This window comes from Pseudoduganella sp. UC29_71, assembly GCF_042693265.1.
Taxonomy (GTDB): Bacteria; Pseudomonadota; Gammaproteobacteria; order Burkholderiales; family Burkholderiaceae_D; genus Rugamonas.
The window spans coordinates 1,308,193-1,331,190 of sequence record NZ_CP170549.1; the positions used below are offsets into that span (position 1 = coordinate 1,308,193).

Annotated in this window: 23 protein-coding genes and 1 pseudogene; 18 read left to right on the plus strand and 6 right to left on the minus strand. The window is 63.5% G+C overall.

From position 1 onward, the window contains the following. Positions 1-4 precede the first annotated feature (4 nt). The gene (gene kynU, locus ACFJI2_RS05840) at positions 5-1,264 is read right to left on the minus strand and encodes a kynureninase (RefSeq protein ID WP_377704172.1); all 1,260 of its coding nucleotides are present in this window, start codon (positions 1,262-1,264) and stop codon (positions 5-7) included. 512 nt (positions 1,265-1,776) lie between these two features. Between kynU and flhD the strand changes: the two genes are divergently transcribed. The 15 genes from flhD (at position 1,777) to ACFJI2_RS05915 (ending at position 15,421) form a co-directional block, all read left to right on the plus strand. Then, positions 1,777-2,094 carry a flagellar transcriptional regulator FlhD gene (gene flhD, locus ACFJI2_RS05845; RefSeq protein WP_057157943.1) on the plus strand — a complete coding sequence of 106 codons (318 nt, stop codon included), beginning with the start codon at positions 1,777-1,779 and terminating at the stop codon, positions 2,092-2,094. Positions 2,095-2,108: 14 nt separating this feature from the next. Then, a complete protein-coding gene (flhC, locus tag ACFJI2_RS05850) occupies positions 2,109-2,651 on the plus strand; it encodes a flagellar transcriptional regulator FlhC (RefSeq protein ID WP_107875299.1) in 543 nt (180 codons plus the stop codon). Between the two features lie 46 nt (positions 2,652-2,697). Beyond that, a complete protein-coding gene (locus ACFJI2_RS05855) occupies positions 2,698-3,468 on the plus strand; it encodes an SAM-dependent methyltransferase (RefSeq protein WP_377704174.1) in 771 nt (256 codons plus the stop codon). A gap of 93 nt (positions 3,469-3,561) precedes the next feature. Further along, the gene (gene motA, locus ACFJI2_RS05860) at positions 3,562-4,422 is read left to right on the plus strand and encodes a flagellar motor stator protein MotA (RefSeq protein WP_377704175.1); all 861 of its coding nucleotides are present in this window, start codon (positions 3,562-3,564) and stop codon (positions 4,420-4,422) included. 50 nt (positions 4,423-4,472) lie between these two features. Beyond that, positions 4,473-5,432: a flagellar motor protein MotB gene (motB, locus tag ACFJI2_RS05865; protein WP_377704176.1), complete on the plus strand. Its 960-nt coding sequence runs from the start codon at positions 4,473-4,475 to the stop codon at positions 5,430-5,432. Between the two features lie 39 nt (positions 5,433-5,471). Continuing rightward, on the plus strand, positions 5,472-6,020 hold the full coding sequence (locus ACFJI2_RS05870; RefSeq protein WP_107875311.1) for a chemotaxis protein: 549 nt from the start codon (positions 5,472-5,474) through the stop codon (positions 6,018-6,020). A 62-nt stretch (positions 6,021-6,082) separates the two neighbouring features. Further along, a complete protein-coding gene (locus ACFJI2_RS05875) occupies positions 6,083-6,448 on the plus strand; it encodes a response regulator (RefSeq protein ID WP_107875314.1) in 366 nt (121 codons plus the stop codon). A gap of 38 nt (positions 6,449-6,486) precedes the next feature. Continuing rightward, positions 6,487-8,691 (plus strand): chemotaxis protein CheA, encoded by a 2,205-nt coding sequence (cheA, locus tag ACFJI2_RS05880; protein WP_377704179.1) that lies wholly within the window; start codon positions 6,487-6,489, stop codon positions 8,689-8,691. A gap of 58 nt (positions 8,692-8,749) precedes the next feature. Beyond that, a complete protein-coding gene (locus ACFJI2_RS05885; protein WP_107875321.1) occupies positions 8,750-9,241 on the plus strand; it encodes a chemotaxis protein CheW in 492 nt (163 codons plus the stop codon). 75 nt (positions 9,242-9,316) lie between these two features. Next, positions 9,317-11,035 (plus strand): methyl-accepting chemotaxis protein, encoded by a 1,719-nt coding sequence (locus tag ACFJI2_RS05890; RefSeq protein ID WP_107875612.1) that lies wholly within the window; start codon positions 9,317-9,319, stop codon positions 11,033-11,035. A 53-nt stretch (positions 11,036-11,088) separates the two neighbouring features. Next, entirely contained in the window at positions 11,089-11,919 is an 831-nt protein-coding gene (locus ACFJI2_RS05895; protein ID WP_377704181.1) for a CheR family methyltransferase, read from the plus strand. Between the two features lie 17 nt (positions 11,920-11,936). Then, the gene (gene cheD / locus ACFJI2_RS05900) at positions 11,937-12,533 is read left to right on the plus strand and encodes a chemoreceptor glutamine deamidase CheD (protein WP_107875327.1); all 597 of its coding nucleotides are present in this window, start codon (positions 11,937-11,939) and stop codon (positions 12,531-12,533) included. Between the two features lie 22 nt (positions 12,534-12,555). Further along, entirely contained in the window at positions 12,556-13,626 is a 1,071-nt protein-coding gene (locus tag ACFJI2_RS05905; RefSeq protein ID WP_377704183.1) for a chemotaxis response regulator protein-glutamate methylesterase, read from the plus strand. A 122-nt stretch (positions 13,627-13,748) separates the two neighbouring features. Continuing rightward, complete coding sequence (gene cheY, locus ACFJI2_RS05910; protein WP_028104141.1) at positions 13,749-14,138, plus strand: chemotaxis response regulator CheY; 390 nt, start codon at positions 13,749-13,751, stop codon at positions 14,136-14,138. Between the two features lie 68 nt (positions 14,139-14,206). Beyond that, positions 14,207-15,421, plus strand: a complete 1,215-nt coding sequence (locus tag ACFJI2_RS05915) for an EAL and HDOD domain-containing protein (protein ID WP_377704184.1) — start codon at positions 14,207-14,209, stop codon at positions 15,419-15,421. Between the two features lie 64 nt (positions 15,422-15,485). On the opposite strand, the gene ACFJI2_RS05920 is transcribed toward ACFJI2_RS05915, so the two are convergent. The 4 genes from ACFJI2_RS05920 to ACFJI2_RS05935 form a co-directional block, all read right to left on the minus strand. Then, entirely contained in the window at positions 15,486-16,499 is a 1,014-nt protein-coding gene (locus ACFJI2_RS05920) for a porin (RefSeq protein WP_377704186.1), read from the minus strand. 98 nt (positions 16,500-16,597) lie between these two features. After that, positions 16,598-17,437, minus strand: a complete 840-nt coding sequence (panC, locus tag ACFJI2_RS05925; protein ID WP_107875338.1) for a pantoate--beta-alanine ligase — start codon at positions 17,435-17,437, stop codon at positions 16,598-16,600. A gap of 19 nt (positions 17,438-17,456) precedes the next feature. After that, the gene (locus ACFJI2_RS05930) at positions 17,457-18,302 is read right to left on the minus strand and encodes a ScpA family protein (RefSeq protein WP_107875340.1); all 846 of its coding nucleotides are present in this window, start codon (positions 18,300-18,302) and stop codon (positions 17,457-17,459) included. A 20-nt stretch (positions 18,303-18,322) separates the two neighbouring features. Continuing rightward, positions 18,323-18,532: a DUF3460 family protein gene (locus ACFJI2_RS05935; RefSeq protein ID WP_107875343.1), complete on the minus strand. Its 210-nt coding sequence runs from the start codon at positions 18,530-18,532 to the stop codon at positions 18,323-18,325. A 122-nt stretch (positions 18,533-18,654) separates the two neighbouring features. Here ACFJI2_RS05935 and ACFJI2_RS05940 point away from each other — a divergent pair. Continuing rightward, positions 18,655-19,546, plus strand: a pseudogene (locus ACFJI2_RS05940) (DMT family transporter). Between the two features lie 217 nt (positions 19,547-19,763). On the opposite strand, the gene ACFJI2_RS05945 reads toward ACFJI2_RS05940, so the two are convergent. Further along, positions 19,764-20,699: a LysR family transcriptional regulator gene (locus ACFJI2_RS05945; protein ID WP_107875349.1), complete on the minus strand. Its 936-nt coding sequence runs from the start codon at positions 20,697-20,699 to the stop codon at positions 19,764-19,766. A gap of 153 nt (positions 20,700-20,852) precedes the next feature. On the opposite strand from ACFJI2_RS05945, the gene ACFJI2_RS05950 reads away from it, so the two are divergent. Beyond that, positions 20,853-21,626, plus strand: a complete 774-nt coding sequence (locus ACFJI2_RS05950) for a putative hydro-lyase (protein ID WP_377704189.1) — start codon at positions 20,853-20,855, stop codon at positions 21,624-21,626. Between the two features lie 81 nt (positions 21,627-21,707). Beyond that, the gene (locus ACFJI2_RS05955; protein WP_377704191.1) at positions 21,708-22,979 is read left to right on the plus strand and encodes an MFS transporter; all 1,272 of its coding nucleotides are present in this window, start codon (positions 21,708-21,710) and stop codon (positions 22,977-22,979) included. The last annotated feature ends 19 nt before the right edge of the window (positions 22,980-22,998 follow it).

Consider the following 22,998-nt stretch of genomic DNA (forward strand, 5'->3'; position numbering starts at 1 on the left):
TTTCTCAGGTCACGGCGCCGCGTTCGGCGGCCACGTCGTAGTCTTCATTGTCCAGGATCTGTTTCAGGATTTCGACCGCATCCCACACGTCGGCATAGCTGGTGTACAGCGGCGTGAAGCCGAAGCGCATGATTTCCGGCTCGCGGTAGTCGCCGATCACGCCGCGCGCGATCAGGGCGCTCATGACGGCGTAGCCGTGCGGATGCGTGAAGCTGACCTGGCTGCCGCGCCGCGCATGTTCGCGCGGCGTGACCAGGCCCAGCGGATGGCCGCCGCAGCGCGCCTCCACCAGTTCGATGAACAGATCGGTCAGCGCCAGCGACTTGGCGCGGATCGCGGCCATGCTGGTCTGCTCGAACACGTCCAGCCCGCATTCCACCATGGCCAGCGAGACGATGGGCTGGGTGCCGCACAGCGCGCGGCCGATGCCGGCGGTCGGCTCGAAGTCCGGCGCCATGGCGAACGGCGCCGCGTGGCCCCACCAGCCCGACAGCGGCTGCGTGAACGCGGCCTGGTGCTTTTCGGGCACCCAGATGAAGGCGGGCGCGCCCGGACCGCCGTTCAGGTACTTATAAGTGCAGCCCACGGCGAAGTCGGCGCCGGCGCCGTTCAGGTCCACCGGCACCGCGCCGGCCGAGTGGGCCAGGTCCCACATCACCACGGCGCCGCGCGCGTGGGCGAGGGCGGTGACGGCGGCCATGTCGTGCTGGTAGCCGGTGCGGTAGTTCACATGGGTGAGCATCAGCACGGCGGTGTCGCCATCGACAGCGGCCGGGAGCTCGTCCACGCTGTCCACCAGCTTGACGGTGTAGCCGCGCTCGAGCCAGCTCGACAGGCCCTGCGCCATATAGATGTCGGTCGGGAAGTTGCTGCGCTCGGTAACGATGACGCGGCGCGTGGCGCGCGACGGCGACTGCGCCTGCAGGTGCACGGCGGCGGCCAGCGCCTTGAACAGGTTCAGCGAGGTGGTGTCGGTGACCACGACTTCGCCCCCGCCCGCGCCGATCAGCGGCGCCAGGCGATTGCCCAGGCGCTTGGGCAGGTCGAACCAGCCTGCCGTGTTCCAGCTCTTGATCAAGTCCTTGCCCCATTCGCGGGCGATGACATCCTGGGCGCGGGCCAGCGCCGCCTTCGGGCGGGCGCCCAGGGAGTTGCCGTCCAGGTAGATCACGCCGGTGGGCAGATCGAACTGGTCGCGCAGGGCGGCGAGCGGATCTTGCGCGTCGCGGGCCAGGCAGTCGTTGCGGTTGGTCTGTGCAGTCATTGCTTTAGGCTTCAACTAGTGTGGGGATGGCGAAGTGTAGCAAACCGCAGGCGGCTGCGAACTTTTTTGAGAATTTTCAAAAAAAAATTCAAAAAAACCCTAAAGTTCCCCAAATCGCTGCCGTTACCCGGTTTAGATACGCCGCAAAGCGTGTTCGGCAGGCCGGGAAAAACTTCAAAATTTTTCAAAAAATTTTGGTTTGGACCCTAAAGTTCCTGGAAACCGTGCCGTTACCGGTTTAGATGTAGCAAAAAAGAGTCAGATTACCCCTCTGTTTTTTGCCTAAAAACAAGGTTATATCTTGAAAGTAACATCGCCGCAAACCCGCACCAGTCCTGGTGTTGCACTATGATCGCCCTGCGTTTGTCAGACAAACGCTGACAGGGTGCGTTCGCCATTTCCCGACCCAAAATACAGCCGTCGTCCGCTTCTCCCCCTGAGTCCGCTCCAGCAGAATGTATCTCAACGGAAACGCAATTGCGTTACTAACGAGTTCTGACGAGGAGATGGAAATGACTGCGAACGACATGATGGCTGAGATCCGCGACGCAAACCTGAGCTATTTGATGCTGGCTCAGCAGATGATCCGTGCCGACAAAGTGACCGCAATCTTCCGCCTGGGCATCTCGGCCGACATCGCCGAACTGATCGAAGGCATGAGCAATGCCCAGATCCTGAAACTGGCAGGCGGCAACATGATGCTGGCCCGCTTCCGCTTCGACGACGGCGCCATCCTGGGCATGCTGACCAACTACAATAAAGACCGTTCGCTGGCCCAGTCGCACGCCGCCATCCTGATGGCCGGCCAGCCAGCCGAAGAAATCGCTTAATTCGGGAGCACACCATGAGCAAGAAGAGCGTCGTTAGCGAAGCACAGGAAATCCAGCTGGCCATCGAGCTGATCAACCTGGGCGCCCGGCTGCAGCTGCTGGAAAACGAAGTGTCGCTGTCGCGCGAACGCCTGCTCAAGCTGTACAAGGAACTGCGCGGCGTGTCGCCGCCCAAGGGCATGCTGCCGTTTTCCACCGACTGGTTCCTGACCTGGCAGCCCAACATCCATTCCTCGCTGTTCATCAACATCCACAGCTTCCTGGTGCTGCATGCGGGCGCCAGCGGCATCCAGGCCGTGATGAAGGCTTACCAGCTCTACCTCGAACAAATGCCGCCGGAACCCGGCCAGGAAGCCGTGCTGTCGCTGACGCGCGCCTGGACCCTGGTGCGCTTCTTCAACAGCGACATGCTGAAGCTGGCCCCGTGCGGCAAATGCCAGGGCAAATTCGTCGTCAACACCATGGACCTGCATGGCGACTACGTCTGCGGCCTGTGCCACATGCCTTCGCGCGCCGGCAAGACCAAAAAAGCCAAAGAAGACGCGCTTGCCGCGTGAGCCGTACCCCCATCATTCTCCTCGCCAGCCGGGGCAGGGCGTGAGCATGCTTGCACGCCTGCGCCGGCTGGCGCGCGTTCCCATCCTGCGCGCCGCCTTCATCCAGGCCGGCGCCTATCCCATGACGCTGGCCGTCATCTACCTGCTGGCCACCGTGGGCCTGAAGCCCGGCCTGCCGGACGTGGCGGTGGTGCAGGGCGTGATTGCCGCCTTGCTGACGGTGCATTACGGCCTGGCGCAGTGGTGGCGCCCGATCCAGCTGCTGTTCCCGCTGGCGCTGCTGGGCGCGAGCGCGCTGGCGCTGCCGCCGGCTTTCTATTTAATAGTGTTCGTTGTGCTGATGGGCCTGTTCTGGTCCACCTACCGCACCCAGGTGCCGCTGTACCCGTCCGGTCCGGCCGTGTGGGCGGCCGTGGCGGCCGAACTGCCGGCCACGCCCGGCCTGCGCCTGATCGATATCGGCAGCGGCATGGGCGGCATGGCGCTGCACCTGGCGCGCGCCCGGCCGGACGCGCAGGTCACCGGCATCGAGCTGGCGCCGCTGCCCTGGCTGTATTCGCGCCTGCGGGCCGCCATGTCCGGCAGCCGCGCCCGCTTCGTGTGCGGCGATTACGAGCAGCTCCACTTCGGCGACTATGACATGGTGTTTGCCTATCTGTCGCCGGCCGCCATGAGCGGACTGTGGGCCAAGGCCGAGGTCGAGATGCGGCCCGGCAGCTTGTTGATGAGCTATGAATTCGAGATCCACGCTTGTCCACCCGTCAAGACCATAGTTACCACAGAGCACGGCCCAGCGCTCTATGTCTGGCGCTTTTAACGCGTCTTTTGCTTGCCCCTCCCCCCTGTCTCACGCTATTGTAGTTCCACCTGTTAATTTAGCGTTTCTCTATCTATTTCGGAGCCGCCACTCTTGTTAGTCATACTTGGATATTTAGTCGTACTCGGCTGCGTGTTCGGCGGTTTCGCCGCCGCCGGCGGGCACATAGCCTCGCTGTTCCAGCCCGTTGAATTGCTGCAGATCGGCGGCGCCGCGGTTGGTGCTTTTTTTGTGGGCAATAACGGCAAGGCCATCAAGGCCACGCTGGCCGCCATCCCCGGCCTGTTCCGCGGTTCGCGCCACACCAAAGACCTGTACATGGAACTGATGTCGCTGATGTTCGACGTGCTGTCCAAGGTGCGCAAGGAAGGCCTGATGTCGATCGAGGGCGATATCGATTCGCCCGGCGAGAGCCCGCTGTTCAGCAAATATCCGGCGGTGCTGGCCGACCACCACGTCGTGGAATTCATGACCGATTATCTGCGCTTGATGGTGTCCGGGAACATGGACGCCTTCCAGATCGAGAACCTGATGGACAACGAGATCGACACCCACCACCACGAGGGCATGGTGCCGGCCGGCGCCATCGCCAAGCTGGGCGACGGCATGCCGGCGTTCGGCATCGTCGCTTGCGTGATGGGCGTGGTGCACACCATGGAGTCGGTCGGCATTCCGCCGTCCGAGCTGGGCTTGCTGATCGCGAAGGCGCTGGTCGGCACCTTCCTCGGTATCTTGCTCGCTTACGGTTTCGTCGGCCCGCTGGCCAGCCTGCACGAGCAGAAGCTGGAAGAAGAAACCAAGATGTTCCAATGTGTGAAAGTGACGCTGCTGGCCAGCCTGAACGGCTACGCGCCGGCGCTGGCCATCGAGTTCGGCCGCAAGGTGCTGTACTCGACCGAGCGTCCGACGTTCTCCGAATTAGAGGAACACATCAAAAAATCCAAAACCAAATAAGCCCGGTCTCACGTATCATTATTGAAATATGGAAACATTAAGGAAACGCCATGGCTGACGAGGGCTTGCGGCCGATAGTAGTCAAGCGCATCAAGAAAGGCGGCCATGGCCACCACGGCGGCGCGTGGAAAATCGCGTACGCCGACTTCGTGACGGCGATGATGGCGTTCTTCCTGCTGATGTGGCTGCTCGGCTCGACCACCAAGGGCGACTTGAACGGCATTTCCGAGTACTTCAAGACGCCGCTCAAGGTGGCCATGCAGGGCGGCTCGGGCAGCGGCGACAGCTCGTCCGTGATTCCCGGCGGCGGCAAGGACCTGACGCGCAAGGAAGGCCAGGTCAAGCTGGCCGACGATCCCACCGTCAGCAAGAAGACCTTCAACCTGACCGCCGCCAAGGCCGAGCTGGAGCGCCAGGAAACCGAGCGCCTGCAGAAGCTGAAGGAAAAAATCGAAGCCAAGATCGAGAGCAATCCGCTGCTGAGCAAGTACAAGAAGCAGTTGCTGCTGGACTTCACCAGCGAAGGCTTGCGCATCCAGATCGTGGACGAGCAGAACCGGCCCATGTTCGCGCTGGCCAGTGCCCAGCTGCAGCCGTACACCAAGGAGATCCTGCAGGAGATCGGCGTGGTGCTGAACGACGTGCCAAACAAGATCGGCCTGTCGGGCCACACCGATTCCACGCCGTACTTCACCGACGCCGGCTACAGCAACTGGGAACTGTCGGCCGACCGCGCCAACGCCTCGCGCCGCGCGCTGATCGCAGGCGGCATGGCCGACACCAAGATCCTGCGCGTGGTCGGCCTGGCCTCGGCCGTGCACCTGGACCGGCTCGACCCGTTCAACCCCATCAACCGCCGCATCAGCATCGTGGTGATGAACAAGAAAACCGAGGACGCGGTATCGCGCGACGGCGCCAAGCTCGACGTGGGCACCGACACCGACGCCACCAATGCCGCAGCGGGGGCGGCGGCGCCCCAGCCGGCGCCGGCAGCACCGAACAAGAAGTAGCGACGCCGTACCACGGCGGGTATCGAGAACGAGACTGATATGACGAGAAAAAAAATCCTGGGCTCCCATGTGAAGCGCCTGCTGTCGGGCGTGTCGGACCACGGGCGGCGCCATCTGACGGAAGTCGAGACGGACCTGATCCAGACCAATCTGCTGCTGGAAGAGGCCATCGAGAAGCTGTCGCGCAATTTCATGGCCATCCATGAAACCGTGACGGCGCAGCAGGCCGCCATCAACCTGCTGCTCGAGGGCGGCTCGCCGTCGCCGGAGCAAAAGGCCGAACTGGCCGCGCTGTCCGAGCAGGTGGGCGCCTACGTCAATGCGGCCGTCACCAGCATGCAGTTCCAGGACATGACCAGCCAGCTGATCGACCGCACGCTGAAGCGGGTGACCGGCTTGCGCGAATTCCTCGGCACCCTGGGCGCGCACGGCGCCGAGATGGTGCCCGACAGCGACAATGAAGAAATCGTGGACCTGCTCGGGAAGGTCAGCATGGCGCTGGCAATCCAGAGCCTGGAGCTGCGCAGCGTGCTGCGCAAGGCGGTAAGCCAAAAACACCTGGAAAGCGGCGACATCGAGCTGTTCTGAGCCCGGTCTGCCGTCCCGAATGCAATTCGAATGTAACACTTTGAACATAGCGAGAAAACACAATGGCTAAAACAATACTTGCAGTTGACGATTCCAGCTCTTTGCGCCAGATGGTGGCCTTCAGCCTGAAGGCGGCCGGCTACCAGGTGGTGGAAGCGGTCGACGGACAGGACGGCCTCGAGAAAGCCAAGCAGCAGACCGTGGACCTGGTGCTGACCGACCAGAACATGCCGCGCATGGACGGCCTGCAGCTGATCAAGCTGCTGCGCGAGCTGCCGACCTATCAGAAGACCCCGATCCTGATGCTGACCACCGAATCGTCCGACGAAATGAAGGCCAAGGGCCGTGCTGCCGGCGCCAATGGCTGGCTGGTCAAGCCTTTCGATCCGCAGCGTCTCATCGAGGTAGTAAAAAAGGTCATTGGCTAAGGGGCTGCCATGTGTTTAGTACTTGATGGAGTCTCGCCATGACCATCGACATTAGCCAGTTCTACCAGGTCTTCTTCGACGAGGCCGAGGAGCTGCTGGCTGAAATGGAACGGCTGCTGCTGGCGGTCGATCTCGCCGCGCCCACCGAAGAGGATCTGAACGCGATCTTCCGCACCGCCCATTCCGTCAAGGGCGGCGCCGGCACGTTCGGCCTGAACGACATGACGGAAGTGACCCATATCCTGGAAACGCTGCTGGACCGCATCCGCAAGGGCGAGATGGCGCTCACTTCCGAGCACGTGGACGCCTTCCTGGCCGCCAAGGACATCCTCAAGATGCAGCTGGACGGGCACCGCCTCGGTTCGGCCGTGGACCAGGACGCGGTGGCCAATGTGCGCATGATGCTGCAGTCGCTGTCGCAGGACGTGGTGGCCGAGATGACGCACGTGGCGCCGTCCTTCGTCAGCGCGCCGCCCGAGGAAACGGTGGACCACAGCGGCGGGCGCCGCTACCGCCTGGACCTGCCGCAGATGGAGCAGCGTGAAATCGGCGCGCTGGCGGCCGAAGTGGGCCTGCTGGGCGCCGTCAGCACCACGCCGCTCGACGGCGGGCGCACCGCGCTGGTGGTGACCACGCACGAGAGCCTGGACGACATCATCTCGATCTGCTCCTTCATCCTGAACCCGGACGACATGACGGTGTCCGAGCTGCCCGCGCTCACGCCCGAGCAGCAGGCGCTGGAAAGCGCCGAGCGCAAGCGCGTGGAGGACGACCAGGGCTACGGCTTCTTCGATCCCGAACCGGCCGCCAAGCCTGCCGCCGTGGCCGCATCGGCGGGCGCGCCGGGCTACGGCTTCTTCCAGCCGCTCGAACAGATCCGCGCCGATGCGGCTGCCGGCGCCGACGACGCGCGCGGCTACGGCTTCTTCGAGCCGGTGGAGGCCATCCGCGCCAAGGCCGGCATCAAGGACGAACCGGCCCCGGTGGAAGAGGAGAAAAAGGCCGCCGTGGTGAAGAAGGAGGCCGACAAGCCTGCCCCGGCCGCCGGCGGCGCGGAATCGTCGTCGATCCGCGTATCGATCGAAAAGGTCGACCAGCTGATCAACCTGGTGGGCGAGCTGGTGATCACGCAGGCCATGATCGAGCAGCGCGTGGACACGCTGGACCCCATGGTGCACGAGCGCCTGCTCAACAGCGTGAGCCAGCTGACCCGCAACACGCGCGACCTGCAGGAAGCGGTGATGTCGATCCGCATGATGCCGATGGACTTCGTGTTCTCGCGCTTCCCGCGCATGGTGCGCGACCTGGCCGCCAAGCTGGGCAAGAGGGTGGACTTCATTACCAACGGCGCCGCCACGGAACTGGACAAGGGCCTGATCGAGCGCATTGTCGACCCGCTGACGCACCTGGTGCGCAACTCGATTGACCACGGCATCGAAATGCCGGAGGTGCGGCGCGCGGCCGGCAAGACCGACGCCGGCCGGCTGTTCCTGTCGGCCAGCCACCAGGGCGGCAACATCATCATCGAAGTGTCGGACGACGGCGGCGGCTTGAACCGCGAGAAGATCCTGGCCAAGGCCAAGTCTTCCGGCCTGCCGGTGACCGACACCATGAGCGACGCCGAAGTGTGGCAGCTGATCTTCGCGCCCGGTTTCTCGACCGCCGACCAGGTCACCGACGTGTCCGGCCGCGGCGTGGGCATGGACGTGGTCAAGCGCAATATCGCCGCCATGGGCGGCACGGTGGACATCCGCTCTGCCAAGGGCTTCGGCACCACCATCTCGATTTCGCTGCCGCTCACGCTGGCCATTTTGGACGGCATGTCGATCAAGGTGGGCGAGGAGATCTACATCCTGCCGCTGGGCTTCGTCATCGAATCGATGCAGCCGGTGCCGGAGGACGTGAAGGAAATCTCCGGCAAGGGCAAGGTGATCAAGGTACGCGGCGAATACCTGCCCTTGATCCCGCTGTACCAGATGTTCGACATCACGCCGCGCTTCACCGACCCGTCCGAGGGGCTGGTGGTGATCCTGGAAACGGAAGGGCGCAAGGCGGCGCTGTTCATCGACGACCTGGTCGGGCAGCAGCAGGTGGTGGTGAAGAACCTGGAGTCGAACTACCGCAAGGTGGCCGGCATCTCCGGCGCCACCATCCTGGGCGACGGCGGCGTTTCGCTGATCCTGGATGTGGCGGCGTTGATACGCTCGTCGCGCCAACTGGCGGACGAATCCATTTTTTCCTGAATTAACCCATACACTGGGCTCTACACTAAGTCAGTACCCTAGCTAGAAGGAATCCATCATGTCAGACGCAATCCAGAACGCCGGCAACCACGATATCGCCGGCCGCGAATTCCTCGCCTTCACCCTCGGCAAAGAGGAATACGGCATCGACATCCTGAAAGTGCAGGAGATCCGCGGCTACGAAGCGGTGACCCGCATCGCCAACGCGCCGGAGTTCATCAAGGGCGTGATCAACCTGCGCGGCATCATCATCCCGGTGGTGGACATGCGCATCAAGTTCAATCTGGGCGATCCGGTGTACGACCAGTTCACCGTCGTCATCATCCTGAACATCAACGGCCGCGTGGTCGGCATGGTGGTCGATTCGGTGTCGGACGTGACCACGCTGATGCCCGAGCAGGTCAAGCCGGCGCCGGAAATGGGCACCGCCTTCAGCACCGAGTACATGATAGGCCTGGGCACCATCGACGAGCGCATGCTGATCCTGGTCGACATCGACAAGCTCATGTCCAGCCCGGAGATGGGCCTGATCGACAAGCTGGCTGCGTAAGACCGCGCGGCAGCGGCGGCGGCGATGGCCCGGAGAGGCTGCGCCCGCCGCGCAATAAAAAACAGGGAGATGAAGATGAATTTACGCGACTTTAAAATTGGTACCCGCCTGCGTTTGGGCTTTGGCAGCATTTTGCTGATCCTGGTCGCGATGGTGTTGCTGACGAACGTACTGAACTACCGCAACAAGGGCCAGCTGCGCACCGGCCTGGAACTGACCACGGCCAAGACGCTGCAGGCGGCCACCATGAAAAGCGCGATGCTGGAAACCGGCATCGCCATGCGCAATATCGGCTTGCAGTCGGACGTGAGCCTGATGCAGAAGGAAGAAAACAAGGTCAAGGAGCAGCGCAAGCGCTACGACGCGGCGCGCGAGAAGCTGCAAAGCCTGGGCCTGAACGACGCGGAAAAGAAGGCGCTGAGCGATATCGCCGCGCTGGACAAGGACGTGGACGTGGCCTTCAAGGAAGCCATCGGCCAGGTGCTGGCGTTTAACAGCGAAGGCGCGGCCAAGGTGATCGCCAGCCGCATCGACCCGCTCAACCAGCAAACGCTGGCGGCCCTGAACGGCCTGGTGGACATGCAGCAGAAGGCCGCCAACAATGTGCTGGAAGGCTCGGTCTCGGCCGACACCCAGCTGATGGTGATGCTGTTCGTGATGGGCGGCGTGGCGGTGGCCATCGGCGTGCTGGGCGCCATCCTGATCACGTCCTCCATCACCGGCCCGCTGCAAGGCGCGGTGGCGGTGGCGCAGAAGGTGGCGGCCGGCGAGCTGACCTCGCAAGTCACCGTGGAAGGCAAGGATGAAACCAGCGACCTGCTGCAGGCGCTGAAAGACATGAACGAAAGCCTGGTGCGCACCGTCGCCGACGTGCGCGCCAGCACCGAGACCATTACCGTGGCCTCGCAGGAAATCGCCTCCGGCAACGCCGACCTGTCCTCGCGCACCGAGTCGCAGGCCAGCTCGCTGGAGGAAACGGCCAGCTCGATGGAGGAACTGACCTCCACCGTGAAGCAGAACGCGGACAACGCGCGCCAGGCCAACCAGCTGGCCGTGTCGGCCTCCTCGGTGGCGGTGAAGGGCGGTTCGGTGGTGTCGCAAGTGGTCGAGACCATGGGTTCGATCAAGGCATCGTCCAGCAAGATCGTGGATATTATCGGCGTGATCGACGGCATCGCCTTCCAGACCAACATCCTGGCGCTGAACGCGGCGGTGGAAGCGGCGCGCGCGGGCGAGCAGGGCCGCGGCTTCGCAGTGGTGGCGTCCGAGGTGCGCAACCTGGCGCAGCGTTCGGCCGGCGCGGCCAAGGAGATCAAGGAACTGATCGGCGATTCGGTGGACAAGGTGGACGCGGGCAGCCGCCTGGTGGACGAAGCCGGCCAGACCATGGAACTGATCGTGACCTCGATCAAGCAGGTGGCTGATATCATGGGCGAGATCACGGCCGCCACGCAGGAACAGAGCAACGGCATCGAGGAAGTGAACCAGGCCATCACGCAGATGGACGAAATGACGCAGCAGAACGCGGCCCTGGTGGAAGAGGCGGCGGCGGCGGCCGAAAGCATGCAGGAGCAGGCGCAGAACCTGGCGCACGCGGTGAGCATCTTCAAGCTCTCGAGCGACGCCATGCACAGCCGCATGGCGGCACCGGCGCCGCGCGCAGCGGCCAAGCCGGCACCTGTGGCCAAGCCGGCCCCGCGCACCGCCGTGGTGGCGGCGCCGAAAGCGGCGCCCAAGGCCGCGCCCAAAAAACTCGCTTCGGCGGCCCCGGGCGACGATTGGGAAGAATTTTAAGCAGGACGCCGTAGCAGGCATTGTTCCAGGCAGTACGATTTAAGGATAGACAAATGCCGCATTCTAAAGACACCGTCAAAGAGTTTGATTTCAACGCCAGGGACTTCGAGCGGGTCCGTGGCCTGATCTACAAGCGGGCCGGCATTTCGCTGGCCGACAGCAAGCAGGAGATGGTGTACAGCCGGCTGGCGCGGCGCCTGCGCGCTACCGGCATCTCGTCGTTCATGACGTACCTGGACGAACTGGAGGCAGGGCGGCTGGGCGATGAGTGGGAGTCCTTCACCAATGCTCTGACCACCAACCTCACTTCCTTCTTCCGCGAGGCGCACCACTTCCCGTTGCTGGCCGAGCACGTGAAGAACAAGCGCGACCTGACCATCTGGTGCTCGGCCGCCTCCACCGGCGAGGAGCCGTACTCCATCGCCATGACCCTGTGCGAGGCGTTCAACACGCTGACGCCGCCGGCCACCATCATCGCCACCGACATCGACACCAATGTGCTGGCGGCGGGCGCCAACGGCGTCTACACCATGGACCGGCTGGACAAGATGTCGCCCGAGCGCCAGCGCCGCTTTTTCCTGAAAGGGAAGGGCGACAAGGAGGGCATGGCGCGCGTGCGCCCCGAGCTGCGCAACATGATCACCTTCAAGCAGCTCAACCTGCTGGCCGACCAGTGGCCGGTGACCGGCCCGTTCGACGTGATCTTCTGCCGCAACGTGATGATTTACTTCGACAAGGCTACTCAGCGTAAAATACTGTCCCGCTTCGTCCCGCTGATGAAACCGGACGCGCTGCTGTTTGCCGGCCACTCGGAGAACTTCCTGTATGTGTCCGATTCGCTGAAGCTGCGCGGCAAGACCGTATATGAGCTGGACAGAAGATAGAACACTAAGGGCGCGCCATGGATTTAGAACAATTTGCCACCAACGTCTATTACGACAGGACCTTCGACTGCGACGCCGCGAAGATACTGCCGGGTGAATACTATTTCACCGCCAAGGACATGCTGATCGTGACCGTGCTGGGGTCCTGCGTGTCGGCCTGCATCCGCGACCGCGTGACGGGCCTGGGCGGCATGAACCACTTCATGCTGCCGGACGGCGGCGGCGACGGCAGCCCGGTATCGGCTTCGGCGCGCTACGGCACCTACGCCATGGAGATCCTGATCAACGACCTGCTGAAGGCGGGCGCGCGGCGCGACAACCTGGAAGCCAAGGTGTTCGGCGGCGGCGCGGTGCTCAAGGGCTTCACCGCCATCAACGTCGGCGAACGCAACGCCGCCTTCGTGCAGACCTTCCTGCGCAATGAAAAAATCCGCATCGTGGCCGAAGACCTGAACGACATCTACCCGCGCAAGGTGTACTTCTTCCCGCGCACCGGCAAGGTGCTGGTCAAGAAGCTGATGCAGTCGCACAACGACACGCTGGCGAAACGCGAGATCGAGTATGCCAGCCGCCTCAAGAAGCAGCCTGTGGCTGGCGAGATTGAGCTGTTTTAACCAATAAAAAAACGACCCCATCATGAAGATCAAAGTAGTGATCGTAGATGACTCCGCGCTGATCCGCAGCGTGATGACCGAAATCATCAACAACCAGCCCGACATGGAAGTGGTGGGCGTGGCGCCCGATCCGCTGGTGGCGCGCGAGCTGATCAAGCAGACCAACCCGGACGTGCTGACGCTGGACGTGGAAATGCCGAAAATGGACGGCCTCGACTTCCTGGAAAAGCTGATGCGCCTGCGGCCCATGCCGGTGGTGATGGTGTCCTCGCTGACCGAGCGCGGCTCCGAGATCACCATGCGCGCGCTGGAGCTGGGCGCGGTCGATTTCGTCACCAAGCCCAAGATCTCGATCCAGAGCGGCATGCGCGAATACACCGACCTGATCGCCGACAAGATCCGCGCCGCCTCCAAGGCCCGCGTGCGCGCACGCACCCTGCCGCAGGCCGGCGCCCCCGGCCAGGCCGCGCTGCCGCAGCTGCGCAACCCGCTGATGTCGTCGGAAAAACTGATCATCATCGGCGCCTCCACCGGCGGCACCGAAGCGATCCGCGAATTCCTGATGCAGATGCCGTCCGACTGCCCCGGCATCCTGATCACGCAGCACATGCCGGAAGGCTTCACGCGTTCCTTCGCCAAGCGCCTCGACTCGCTGTGCAAGATCTCGGTGGTGGAAGCGGCCGGCAACGAGCGCGTGCTGCCGGGCCACGCCTACATCGCCCCCGGCCACTCACACCTGACGCTGGCGCGCTCGGGCGCCAACTACATGACCAAGATCGACCAGGGCGAGCCGGTGAACCGGCACCGCCCGTCGGTGGACGTGCTGTTCCGTTCGGCGGCCCAGTTCGCTGGCAAGAACGCGGTCGGCGTGATCCTGACCGGCATGGGCAAGGACGGCGCGGCCGGCATGCTGGAGATGAAGAACGCCGGGGCGTATAATTTCGCCCAGGATGAAGCGAGCTGCGTCGTATTCGGCATGCCGCGCGAAGCGATCGCGGTAGGCGCCACGCACGAGGTGGGAGCGCTGCAGGCACTGCCGGGCATGGTGCTTGGCTACCTTGCAACACACGGCATGCGCGCACTGCGCGTTTAAAGTGCCAGGTGACGTATTACTGCTACTTTGTTCGCCTTAGGGCAACGAAAATGCTATGCTACAAATAGCTCGTGCTTATAGACACTATTAACAACCGCGTAAGAGAATCAACGGAGTAATTCATGGCTGATCCAAAGATGAAATTTTTAGTAGTAGACGATTTTTCGACGATGCGCCGCATCGTCCGGAATCTGTTGAAGGAACTGGGTTACGCCAATGTGGACGAGGCAGAAGACGGTGTCATGGCACTGGCCAAGCTGCGCGCGGAGCAGTTCGACTTCGTGGTGTCCGACTGGAATATGCCGAACATGGACGGCCTGACCATGCTGCAAAACATCCGCGCCGATCCCGCGCTGGCCAAGCTGCCGGTGCTGATGGTGACCGCGGAAGCGAAGAAGGAAAACATCATCGCCGCCGCCCAGGCCGGCGCCAATGGCTACGTGGTCAAGCCGTTCACGGCCGCGACGCTGGATGAAAAGCTGAACAAGATCTTCGAAAAACTCGGCGCCTGACCGCCAGGGCGGCCCGAGGGGCACGGGCCGGCGCACGCGCCGGCTTTTTGACTTTTAGCGACCACCACATGCATCAAACCAACTACCTTGTTCGTGAACCGCTGCTCGACCCCAGGCAGCGCGTGGTCGGATACGAACTGACGTGGCAGGGCGGGGCGGGCCAGGTGGCCTTGCCCACCCAAGCCGCGCTGGAAGACCTGGTGGCTTTCGTGGCCGCCGAGGTGTACAGCGAGGAAGACGGCTGGCTGCTGCGCGACAAAACCCTGTTCCTCGAAGCGGTGCCCGGCATGCTGTCGACCGACGCGCTGCACAACCTGCCGCCCGAGCACACCGTGCTGTCGCTCAAGGCGGTCGCGCTGGCCAATGCGGACACGCTGTCGGCCGTGCAGGCGCTGCGCGCCGGCGGCGTCGGCATCCTGCTGCGCGACGCCGACCTGGCGCGCGTGGGCAGCCGCCTCGGCACCATCGCGTCCTTCGTGGAAGTGAAGTTCACCGGCGCCGACGTGGCCGCGCAGGCGCGCGCCTACGCGGCGCTGAAGGCGTCCAACCTGCGCATGGTGGGCCGTCCCGTCACCACCTGGGCCGACTTCGACGCCTGCGCCGCGCTCGGCCTGGATGCCTTCGTCGGCAAGCTGCACCTGACGCCGCGCCCCGGCAGCGACACCAAGGGCATGAACCCGGCGCAGACCATCATCATGCAGCTGATGCAGATGGTGAACGCGAACGCCGACATCAAGCAGCTGGAAGACGTGCTCAAGCGCGACGCCGCGCTGTCCTACAAGCTGCTGCGCTACATCAATTCCGCCGGCTTCGGCGCCGGGCGCGAGATCGCCTCGCTGCGCCAGGCCATCACCCTGCTGGGCTACGCGCCGCTGTACCGCTGGCTGACGCTGCTGCTGGCCACCGCCAGCACCAGCGGCTATTCGCCGGTGCTGCTGGAAACGGCCGTGGTGCGCGGCCGCCTGGCCGAGCTGCTCGGCACCAAGGCGCTGGGCAAGGCGGACGCGGAGAACATCTTCGTGGCCGGCATGTTCTCGCTGCTGGACCGCTTGCTGGGCATACCGATGGAAGAGGTGCTGTCCAGCATCCAGCTGTCGGACGATGTGGTGGCGGCGCTGCTGTCGCGCTCGGGCAAGTACGGCCAGTACCTGGCGCTGGCCGAGGCGTGCGAGCTGAACAGCAACCTGGTGTCCTCGCTGGCCGGCGCGCTCAGCCTGACGCCGGCCGAAGTCAACAAGGCCCACCTGTCGGCGCTGGCCTGGACCCAGAGCATCGCCGGCTGATCCGGCGGGTTACGCCTGCGGCTAACCCGCCCTACGGCTGGTTGCGTAAGCCGCCGCGAGCCGCCTAGAACCTGTGCCGGATGCCCAGCGCGAAGGTATTGCCATCGGCCGCCGTGCTCAGCTTGTCGTACAGATAGGACGCGTACACATCGGTGCGCAGCGACAGGTTGTAATCGTAGCCGGCCGCCGCCGTATCGCGGTGGAACGGTGCCTTCCCCAGCACGCGCTCATTGGCGCGCGCCCACGCCAGCATCCAGCGCCCCGCGCCCTGCGGCACGGTCAAGCCCAGATGCCTGGTGCGCGTGTTGCGCCCATTGCCGACCTGGCTGTTGCGCGCCACGCTGGCATAGGCTTTCACCACCTTGAAGTCATACGCCGCGCCGGCAAAGTAAGTGCGCTGGCTGGGCGCGGCATTGGTGATGCCGATGCCGTAGCCGATCTGCTGCGCCGCCACGGCCGCGCTCAGCGCCGGGCCGGTGTACTTCAGCACCGCCACCTTGTTGTTGCCGGGGCTGTTGGCCGCATGCTCGCCCAGCCCGTACTGGCCAACCACGTTGAAGCCGTTCACCACCGGCGAGGTGTAGTGCACCGCGTTGCTCCAGCCCGAATCGCCGGCCGACGTGCTGCCGTAGGGAACGATCCACATCTGCGTCATCAGCGGCGAGAGCCGCGTCGAGAAACCGTAGGGATTCAGCGCGGCCGACGCCTGGAACAGCGGATTGGGCACGCGTCCGATCTTGGTGGCGCCCCAGCTGCCGTTCAGCCCAACGTAGGCGGCGCGCGTGAGCAGGCCTTCGCCCGGCGTGCGGCCCTGTTCGCCTGTATCGAGCCGCATGAAGCCTTCGATGGCGAAGGTGGCGGACTGGCCGCCGCCCAGGCTCTCCACGCCGCCTATGCCCCAGTACGAGGTGGTCATGCCGCCGCTGTTGACGGCGTTGCCGCGCGCCGCCACGCCGCTGGTGGCGACGCGGCCAAGAAACACGTCGGCCTGGCCGTACACTTGCACGGTGCCGAGCTGCGCGCTGGCGCCAAGGGGAAGGAGCAGGATCAAAGCAAGGGGAGGGGGAGCAAACCGCATGAGGGCGCCTCGCGAAGGGAGCTGCAGCTCGGGAAATGCAGCTTAGCACGGCGGCGGCCGCTGCGGACCGCCACCGTTGTACGGATGATGGATGCCGGTCAGATTTCGAGGTTGTCGATCAGGCGCGTGGTGCCCAGCTTGGCGGCGGCCAGCACCACCAGCGGCGTGCCCTGCGCCAGGTCGCCGGCGGCGGGCGGCTGCAGGTCGCTGCGCTTGCGGATGGAAATGTAGTCCGGCTGCCAGCCGCGCTTGGCCAGCTCTTCCATGGCCTTGTGCTCCAGCTGGAAGATGTCCAGGTGGCCGGCGCGCATCTCGTTGGCTACGAAGTTCAGGCTCTGGTACAGCGCCGGCGCTTCGGCGCGCTCTTCCGGCGACAGATACATATTGCGCGAAGACAGCGCCAGGCCGTCGTCGGCGCGGTAGGTCTCGGCGGCGATGATTTCGGTGGGTAGCGCGAACTGGCGGCTCATGTTACGGATGATCATCAGCTGCTGGTAATCCTTCTTGCCGAACACGGCCACGCGCGGACGCACGCAGGAGAACAGCTTCATCACCACCGTGCTCACGCCGGTGAAGAAGCCGGGGCGGAATTCGCCTTCCAGCGTGTTGCCCAGGCCGTCCGGCGGCTGCACGCGGTATTCCTGCGGCTCGGGGTACATATCCTTCTCGGTCGGCGCGAACAGCACGTACACGCCTTCCTTTTCCAGTTTCTCCACGTCGGCCTGGAAGGTGCGCGGGTATTTTTCAAAATCCTCGTTCGGGCCGAACTGCAGGCGGTTGACGAAGATGGACGCCACCACCGGGTCGCCGTGCTTGCGCGCCAGGCGCATCAGGGACAAATGGCCTTCGTGCAGATTGCCCATGGTCGGCACGAAGGCCGTACGCAACTGGCCGCTCAGGTGGTCGCGCAGTTCTTCTATGGAGGAAATGATTTTCATGGTGTTTTTCTCTTGTTGTTCAGGCCGGTGAATACGCCAGCCGCACATAGATAGGCGCGAACGGTTCGGCCTGGGTAATTTCTATCAGCGTCTCTTTCGCCAGCTCCAGCAGGGCGACAAAATTGACCACCAGCACCGGCGGGCCGCCGGCCACGTCGAACAGGTCGGCGAACTCGACGAAGCGCTGCGACTGCAAGCGGCGCAGGATGGAGGTCATGTGCTCGCGCACCGACAGCTCCTCGCGGCTGATCTTGTGGTGCTGCACCAGCCTGGCGCGCTTCATCAGGCCCAGCCAGGCTTCCTGCAGGTCGGACACGTTCACGTCCGGCCACACCGGCACCAGGCTTTGCTCGATGAAGATCTGCGTCCGCACGAAATCGCGGTCCACCTGCGGCACGGCGTTCAGGTCGTAGGCCGCCAGCTTGATCTGTTCATACTCCAGCAGGCGCCGCACCAGCTCGGCGCGCGGGTCGCCCGCTTCGATCTCGATTTCCGACTGCCGCTGCGGCAGCAGCATGCGCGACTTGATCTCGATCAGCATGGCCGCCATCAGCAGGTATTCCGCCGCCAGCTCCAGGTTGGACAACCGGATCTGGTCCACATACTTCAGATATTGCAGCGTCAGCTGCGCCATCGGGATGTCGAGAATATTGAAATTCTGCTTGCGGATCAGGTACAGCAGCAAGTCCAGCGGGCCTTCGAACGCCTCCAGAAAGATTTCCAGCGCATCCGGCGGAATGTAGAGGTCGTTCGGCATCTTCAGCATGGGCTCGCCATACAGGCGTGCCAGCGCGGCGCCGTCCGCTACTGCCTCGGCGCTGCTGTCAGCAGGTGCTGCGCTCGCCACCCCGTCCGTCGGCGACATACGTGCCGTTCAGGCCGGTCTTACAGTTTGTTCTGGTAGACGTAAGCCTGCTGCTTCACGGTCGAAGCGCGCACGCGTTCCTGCTCGGTCAGCGGAGTCGATTCCTTGTCCCACAGCAGGGCGCGGCCTTCGCGCTGGCGCTGTTCCATGCCCGGGTTCTTTTCTTTCAGCTGCTTGATGAACTGGGTGTGGTCCGACTCGTACATGCTGTGCTGTTTGGAGAGTTTCATATTGTGAGAGTTCGTAAAAGAAGCAACAGCTATTTTACCGCGCCCCAGCCCCAGGCGGGAACTTCTCTTTCCGCCCGGGGCCGCCGGCGGGAAGCCGGCGTTGCGGGTAGAATCGTCGGCCTATGACTCCCTACACGGTATTCCTCCTCACGCTGGCGCCATTATTATGGGCCGGTAATGCCATCGTCGGACGGCTGGTGCACGATATGGTGCCGCCCATTACGCTGAATTTCCTGCGCTGGTGCATCGCCTTTTTAATCCTGCTGCCGTTGGCCGGGCCAGTATTTAGCCGGGGAAGCGGTTTATGGCAGAATTGGCGCCGGTTTGCCTTATTGGGCCTGCTGGGCATCGGCATGTATAACGCCCTGCAATACCTGGCCTTGCAGAGTTCCACGCCGATTAATGTCACGCTGGTGGCGGCGGGCATGCCGGTGTGGATGATGCTGACGGGCTGGATGTTTTTCGGCGCCAAAGTGTCGCGCCGGCAGATGATAGGCGCGGCATTATCGATTGCGGGCGTATTGCTGGTATTGGCGCGCGGCGAAATCCGGCATCTGCTGGAATTGCGCCTGGTCGCGGGCGATATGTTCATGATATTGGCCACGATCGCCTGGTCGATTTACAGCTGGCTGCTGACGCGGCCAATTGAACCGGCGGCGATACGCGGGCAATGGGCCAGTTTCTTATTGGCGCAAGTGGGTTTTCGGGGTTATCTGGTCCGGTGCATTTGCGGCAGGCGAGTGGGCCATCAGCGACGCGCATATTCAGTGGAGCTGGACACTGGCGGCGGCCTTGGCCTACGTGGCAATCGGGCCGGCAGTGATTGCGTTCCGCTGCTGGGGCGCCGGGGTGCAGCGCGCAGGTCCCAGCGTGGCGGCGTTCTTCAGCAACCTCACGCCGCTGTTCGCGGCGCTGATGTCGTCCGCTTTCCTGGGCGAGGCGCCGCATCTGTACCATGGCGCGGCCTTCCTGCTTATCGTGGCCGGCATCGTGGTGTCCTCGCGGCGAACCTGATGTTGGCGCGTTCGCGCCAAGAGTTGGCATGGTTGCAAGGCGGAAGGGCGCGCGTGCGCCCATCCGCGCGGCTAGCTGCTATGCTGAAGGAATCGAAACGGGAGGGAGAACGTGATGCGTAACCTGACCTTGATGCTGGCCGCCGCTGTCATCCTGGCTGCGTGCCAGGACAAGCCGATCGAGCCGATGAAACCCAAGGTGGCTTCGATCGGCCTGATCAGCCCAGCGATTTGATATAGCGTGGATCGACTTGCGAGCAATAACTGGCGCAAGCCTGGCGCGCCGCATTGGCCGCCGCGTGCACCAGCATTTCCGCATTTGAATGAAAACACATCGATACGATAATCGATGGCGGTTCCGGCTGCACCGGTAATTCGATAAACTCGCCGCTTTCCAGCGAGCTGACGACAAACAGGCTGGGAATGGCGGCAACGCCATAACCGTCTTTAATCAGCTGCACAATGGCCGCGACGGATGGCGAACAGGTAATACGGGTTTGTTCCAGCGGTATCATGGCCAGGTTCGCCATTTTGCTGACAATTTCCTCCAGCATGCGCTGCGGCGCCGTGCCGCGTCCAAAAGTTAATATCGGCAATTGCAGCAGGCGCTGATTCAATCCTTCTTTCCTGGTATCGATTAATCCCCGGCGCGCAATCCAGTGCAGCGGATAGACCGCCAGCGCCTCGGAAACAATATCGCTGCTTTCCACGCCTTCCACCTGGATAACCAGATCCAGTTCCCGCGCGCGCAAACGCCGTTCCAGCACATTGCTCATATCGACCGCCAGGTCGACTTCGAGTTCCGGATACAACACATTCAGCTCGCGGATATATTGCGCCAGCCAGCTGTGCACCACCGATTCGATCACGCCCAGCCGCAGCCGGCCCCGGATTGCACTGTCTTTGTGCGCCGCCGCCTGCAGTCGGCGCACCGCGTCCACCACCGCTTTGGCGTGTCCCAGCAGGTATTCCGCGTTCGCCGTCAGGCGGAAATCCTTGCTGCTGCGGTCAATCAGTTCGGTCTGCAATTCCTCTTCCAGGGTCTTGATGCGCAGGGAGATGGCCGCCGGCGTCGCGTGCAGCGCGTGGGCCGTGGCGCGGAAGCTGCGCAGCTGCGCAAGCGTGACGAAGGTTTCGAGGAAGCGCGTGTTCATCAGTCAAGAATACCTTAACCCCATGCACCGTGATAGCGCACGCCGGTAAGAAAAACTAAACAGCAACAACAAAAATAACTAGATAGCAAGTCAGGATGTTCACGATTATTCTAGATTCATGCAGTTCAACTATTATTCTTCAGCGAGACACCCATGACCCCACTCGAACTACGGCACAAGGTACGCAGCGGCGAATTCCGGCTGCCCACGGCAGGCTATTGCGGCGACTTCGCCCAGGCCAACCTGGTGATTCTGCCGCAAGCCCACGCCGACGCCTTCCTGCTGTTCTGCCAGCGCAACCAACGCGCCTGCCCGCTGCTGGCCGTGGGCGAGCCGGGCCAGTGGGATCTGAGCCGCCTGGGGCAGGACATGGACTTGCGCAGCGACGTTCCCGGCTACAACATTTACCGCAACGGCGAGCTGGCGCAGCAGGCGCACGCGCTGCATGAAGTGTGGCGCGACGACCTGGTGGTGTTCGCCATCGGCTGCTCCTTCTCCTTCGAGCAGATGCTGATGGACGCCGGCATCCGGCTGCGCCACATCGAGCAGCGCCGCAACGTGGCCATGTTCCGCACCAGCATCCCCAACCAGGCGGCCGGCCCGTTCGGCGGCAATATGGTGGTGTCGATGCGGCCGATGAAGGCGGCCGACGCCATCCGCGCCATCCAGATCACCAGCCGCTACCCGGCCGTGCACGGCGCGCCGGTGCACCTGGGCGATCCCGCGCTGATCGGCATCAGCGACATCTATCGCCCGGACTATGGCGACCCGGTCGAGATCATGCCCGGCGAGCTGCCGGTTTTCTGGGCTTGCGGCGTCACGCCGCAGGAAGCCATCCGCCAGGCGCAGCTGCCGCTGGTCATTACGCACCAGCCGGGCTACATGCTGGTGACCGACATCCGCAATGCCTCGCTAGCGGCTTTCTAGTTTTATAAACCATGCAGCATCGTCAACGGACCCACACAACGCGTCCGATGGGGACTGCTGCGTCCAAAAAGGGGAGAGACCATGAACACAAGAGCACTCAGCACTGAAGGGCGGGAGGGATATTTTTCCTGGTTCCATGCGTTGACCGGCAAGGAGCGCCGCACTTTCTGGAGCTGCAAGATCGGCTACGCGCTCGATGCGATGGACACGCAGTTCCTCAGCTTCGTCATTCCGACGCTGATCGCCACCTGGGACCTGTCCAAGGGCGATGCCGGCCTGATCGGCACCGTCACGCTGCTCACGTCCGCCGCCGGCGGCTGGATCGCCGGCATTCTGTCGGACCGCATCGGCCGCGTCAAGACGCTGCAGCTGACCATCCTGTGGTTTGCCTTCTTCACCGTGCTGTGCGGCTTCGCGCAGAACTTCGAGCAATTGCTGTGGGCGCGCGGGCTGATGGGCTTCGGCATGGGCGGCGAATGGACCGCCGGCGCCATCCTGATCGGCGAGGTAATCCGCGCCAAGGACAGGGGCAAGGCGGTCGGCATGGTGCAGGCCGGATGGGCACTGGGCTGGGGCGTGTCCGCGCTGCTGTACGCGCTGATGTTCTCGCTGCTGCCGCCTGAATGGGCGTGGCGTTCGCTGTTCCTGCTGGGGATACTGCCGGCGCTGTTCGTCATCTTCATCCGCCGCTTTGTCGACGAACCGGAAGTGTTCATGGCCGTGCAGAAGAAGGCCAGCACCGAGGAGCGCATCTCCTTTGCCCAGATTTTCGCGCCGGGTATGCTCAGCATCACGCTGCGCGCCGTGCTGCTGACCACCGGTGCCCAGGGCGGCTACTACGCCATCACCACCTGGCTGCCGACATTCCTGAAAACCGAGCGCCACCTGACGGTGCTGGGCACCGGCGGCTACCTGGCGATGGTCATCGTCGGCTCCTACGTGGGCTACATCGTCAGCGCCTTCCTGACCGACTACCTGGGCCGCAAGAAGAACTTCATCCTGTTCGCCACCGGCTCGATGTGCATTGCGCTGGCCTACACCCGCCTGCCGGTGACGGACAACGTGATGCTGTTCCTCGGCTTCCCGCTGGGCTTCTGCGTGTCCGGCGTGTTCAGCGGCATGGGCGCCTTTCTCACCGAACTGTTCCCGACCGCGATACGCGGCTCCGGCCAGGGCTTCAGCTACAACATGGGCCGCGCAATCGGTTCGCTGTTCCCGCTGATGATAGGCCTGAGCAGCCATTCGATGGCGCTGGGCGAGGCCATCGGCGTGTTTGCCGGCACCGCCTACGGCGTGATGATCCTGGCCGCTTTGACCCTGCCTGAAACCGCCGGCAAGAAACTCGAATCCTGATTTTGGTTGTAACAGATAG

Excerpts from the sequence above, each read along its gene's own strand:
- ACFJI2_RS05875 (WP_107875314.1), top strand. The coding sequence starts at position 6,083 with ATGGCTAAAACAATACTTGCAGTTGACGATTCCAGCTCTTTGCGCCAG.
- ACFJI2_RS05935 (WP_107875343.1), bottom strand. The coding sequence starts at position 18,532 with ATGAAACTCTCCAAACAGCACAGCATGTACGAGTCGGACCACACCCAG.
- ACFJI2_RS05855 (WP_377704174.1), top strand. The coding sequence starts at position 2,698 with ATGCTTGCACGCCTGCGCCGGCTGGCGCGCGTTCCCATCCTGCGCGCC.
- ACFJI2_RS05890 (WP_107875612.1), top strand. The coding sequence starts at position 9,317 with ATGAATTTACGCGACTTTAAAATTGGTACCCGCCTGCGTTTGGGCTTT.
- ACFJI2_RS05945 (WP_107875349.1), bottom strand. The coding sequence starts at position 20,699 with ATGAACACGCGCTTCCTCGAAACCTTCGTCACGCTTGCGCAGCTGCGC.
- flhD (WP_057157943.1), top strand. The coding sequence starts at position 1,777 with ATGACTGCGAACGACATGATGGCTGAGATCCGCGACGCAAACCTGAGC.
- flhC (WP_107875299.1), top strand. The coding sequence starts at position 2,109 with ATGAGCAAGAAGAGCGTCGTTAGCGAAGCACAGGAAATCCAGCTGGCC.
- cheY (WP_028104141.1), top strand. The coding sequence starts at position 13,749 with ATGGCTGATCCAAAGATGAAATTTTTAGTAGTAGACGATTTTTCGACG.
- cheD (WP_107875327.1), top strand. The coding sequence starts at position 11,937 with ATGGATTTAGAACAATTTGCCACCAACGTCTATTACGACAGGACCTTC.
- kynU (WP_377704172.1), bottom strand. The coding sequence starts at position 1,264 with ATGACTGCACAGACCAACCGCAACGACTGCCTGGCCCGCGACGCGCAA.
- ACFJI2_RS05895 (WP_377704181.1), top strand. The coding sequence starts at position 11,089 with ATGCCGCATTCTAAAGACACCGTCAAAGAGTTTGATTTCAACGCCAGG.
- ACFJI2_RS05885 (WP_107875321.1), top strand. The coding sequence starts at position 8,750 with ATGTCAGACGCAATCCAGAACGCCGGCAACCACGATATCGCCGGCCGC.
- ACFJI2_RS05870 (WP_107875311.1), top strand. The coding sequence starts at position 5,472 with ATGACGAGAAAAAAAATCCTGGGCTCCCATGTGAAGCGCCTGCTGTCG.
- ACFJI2_RS05950 (WP_377704189.1), top strand. The coding sequence starts at position 20,853 with ATGACCCCACTCGAACTACGGCACAAGGTACGCAGCGGCGAATTCCGG.
- ACFJI2_RS05930 (WP_107875340.1), bottom strand. The coding sequence starts at position 18,302 with ATGTCGCCGACGGACGGGGTGGCGAGCGCAGCACCTGCTGACAGCAGC.
- motB (WP_377704176.1), top strand. The coding sequence starts at position 4,473 with ATGGCTGACGAGGGCTTGCGGCCGATAGTAGTCAAGCGCATCAAGAAA.
- ACFJI2_RS05920 (WP_377704186.1), bottom strand. The coding sequence starts at position 16,499 with ATGCGGTTTGCTCCCCCTCCCCTTGCTTTGATCCTGCTCCTTCCCCTT.
- ACFJI2_RS05905 (WP_377704183.1), top strand. The coding sequence starts at position 12,556 with ATGAAGATCAAAGTAGTGATCGTAGATGACTCCGCGCTGATCCGCAGC.
- ACFJI2_RS05915 (WP_377704184.1), top strand. The coding sequence starts at position 14,207 with ATGCATCAAACCAACTACCTTGTTCGTGAACCGCTGCTCGACCCCAGG.
- panC (WP_107875338.1), bottom strand. The coding sequence starts at position 17,437 with ATGAAAATCATTTCCTCCATAGAAGAACTGCGCGACCACCTGAGCGGC.
- ACFJI2_RS05955 (WP_377704191.1), top strand. The coding sequence starts at position 21,708 with ATGAACACAAGAGCACTCAGCACTGAAGGGCGGGAGGGATATTTTTCC.
- cheA (WP_377704179.1), top strand. The coding sequence starts at position 6,487 with ATGACCATCGACATTAGCCAGTTCTACCAGGTCTTCTTCGACGAGGCC.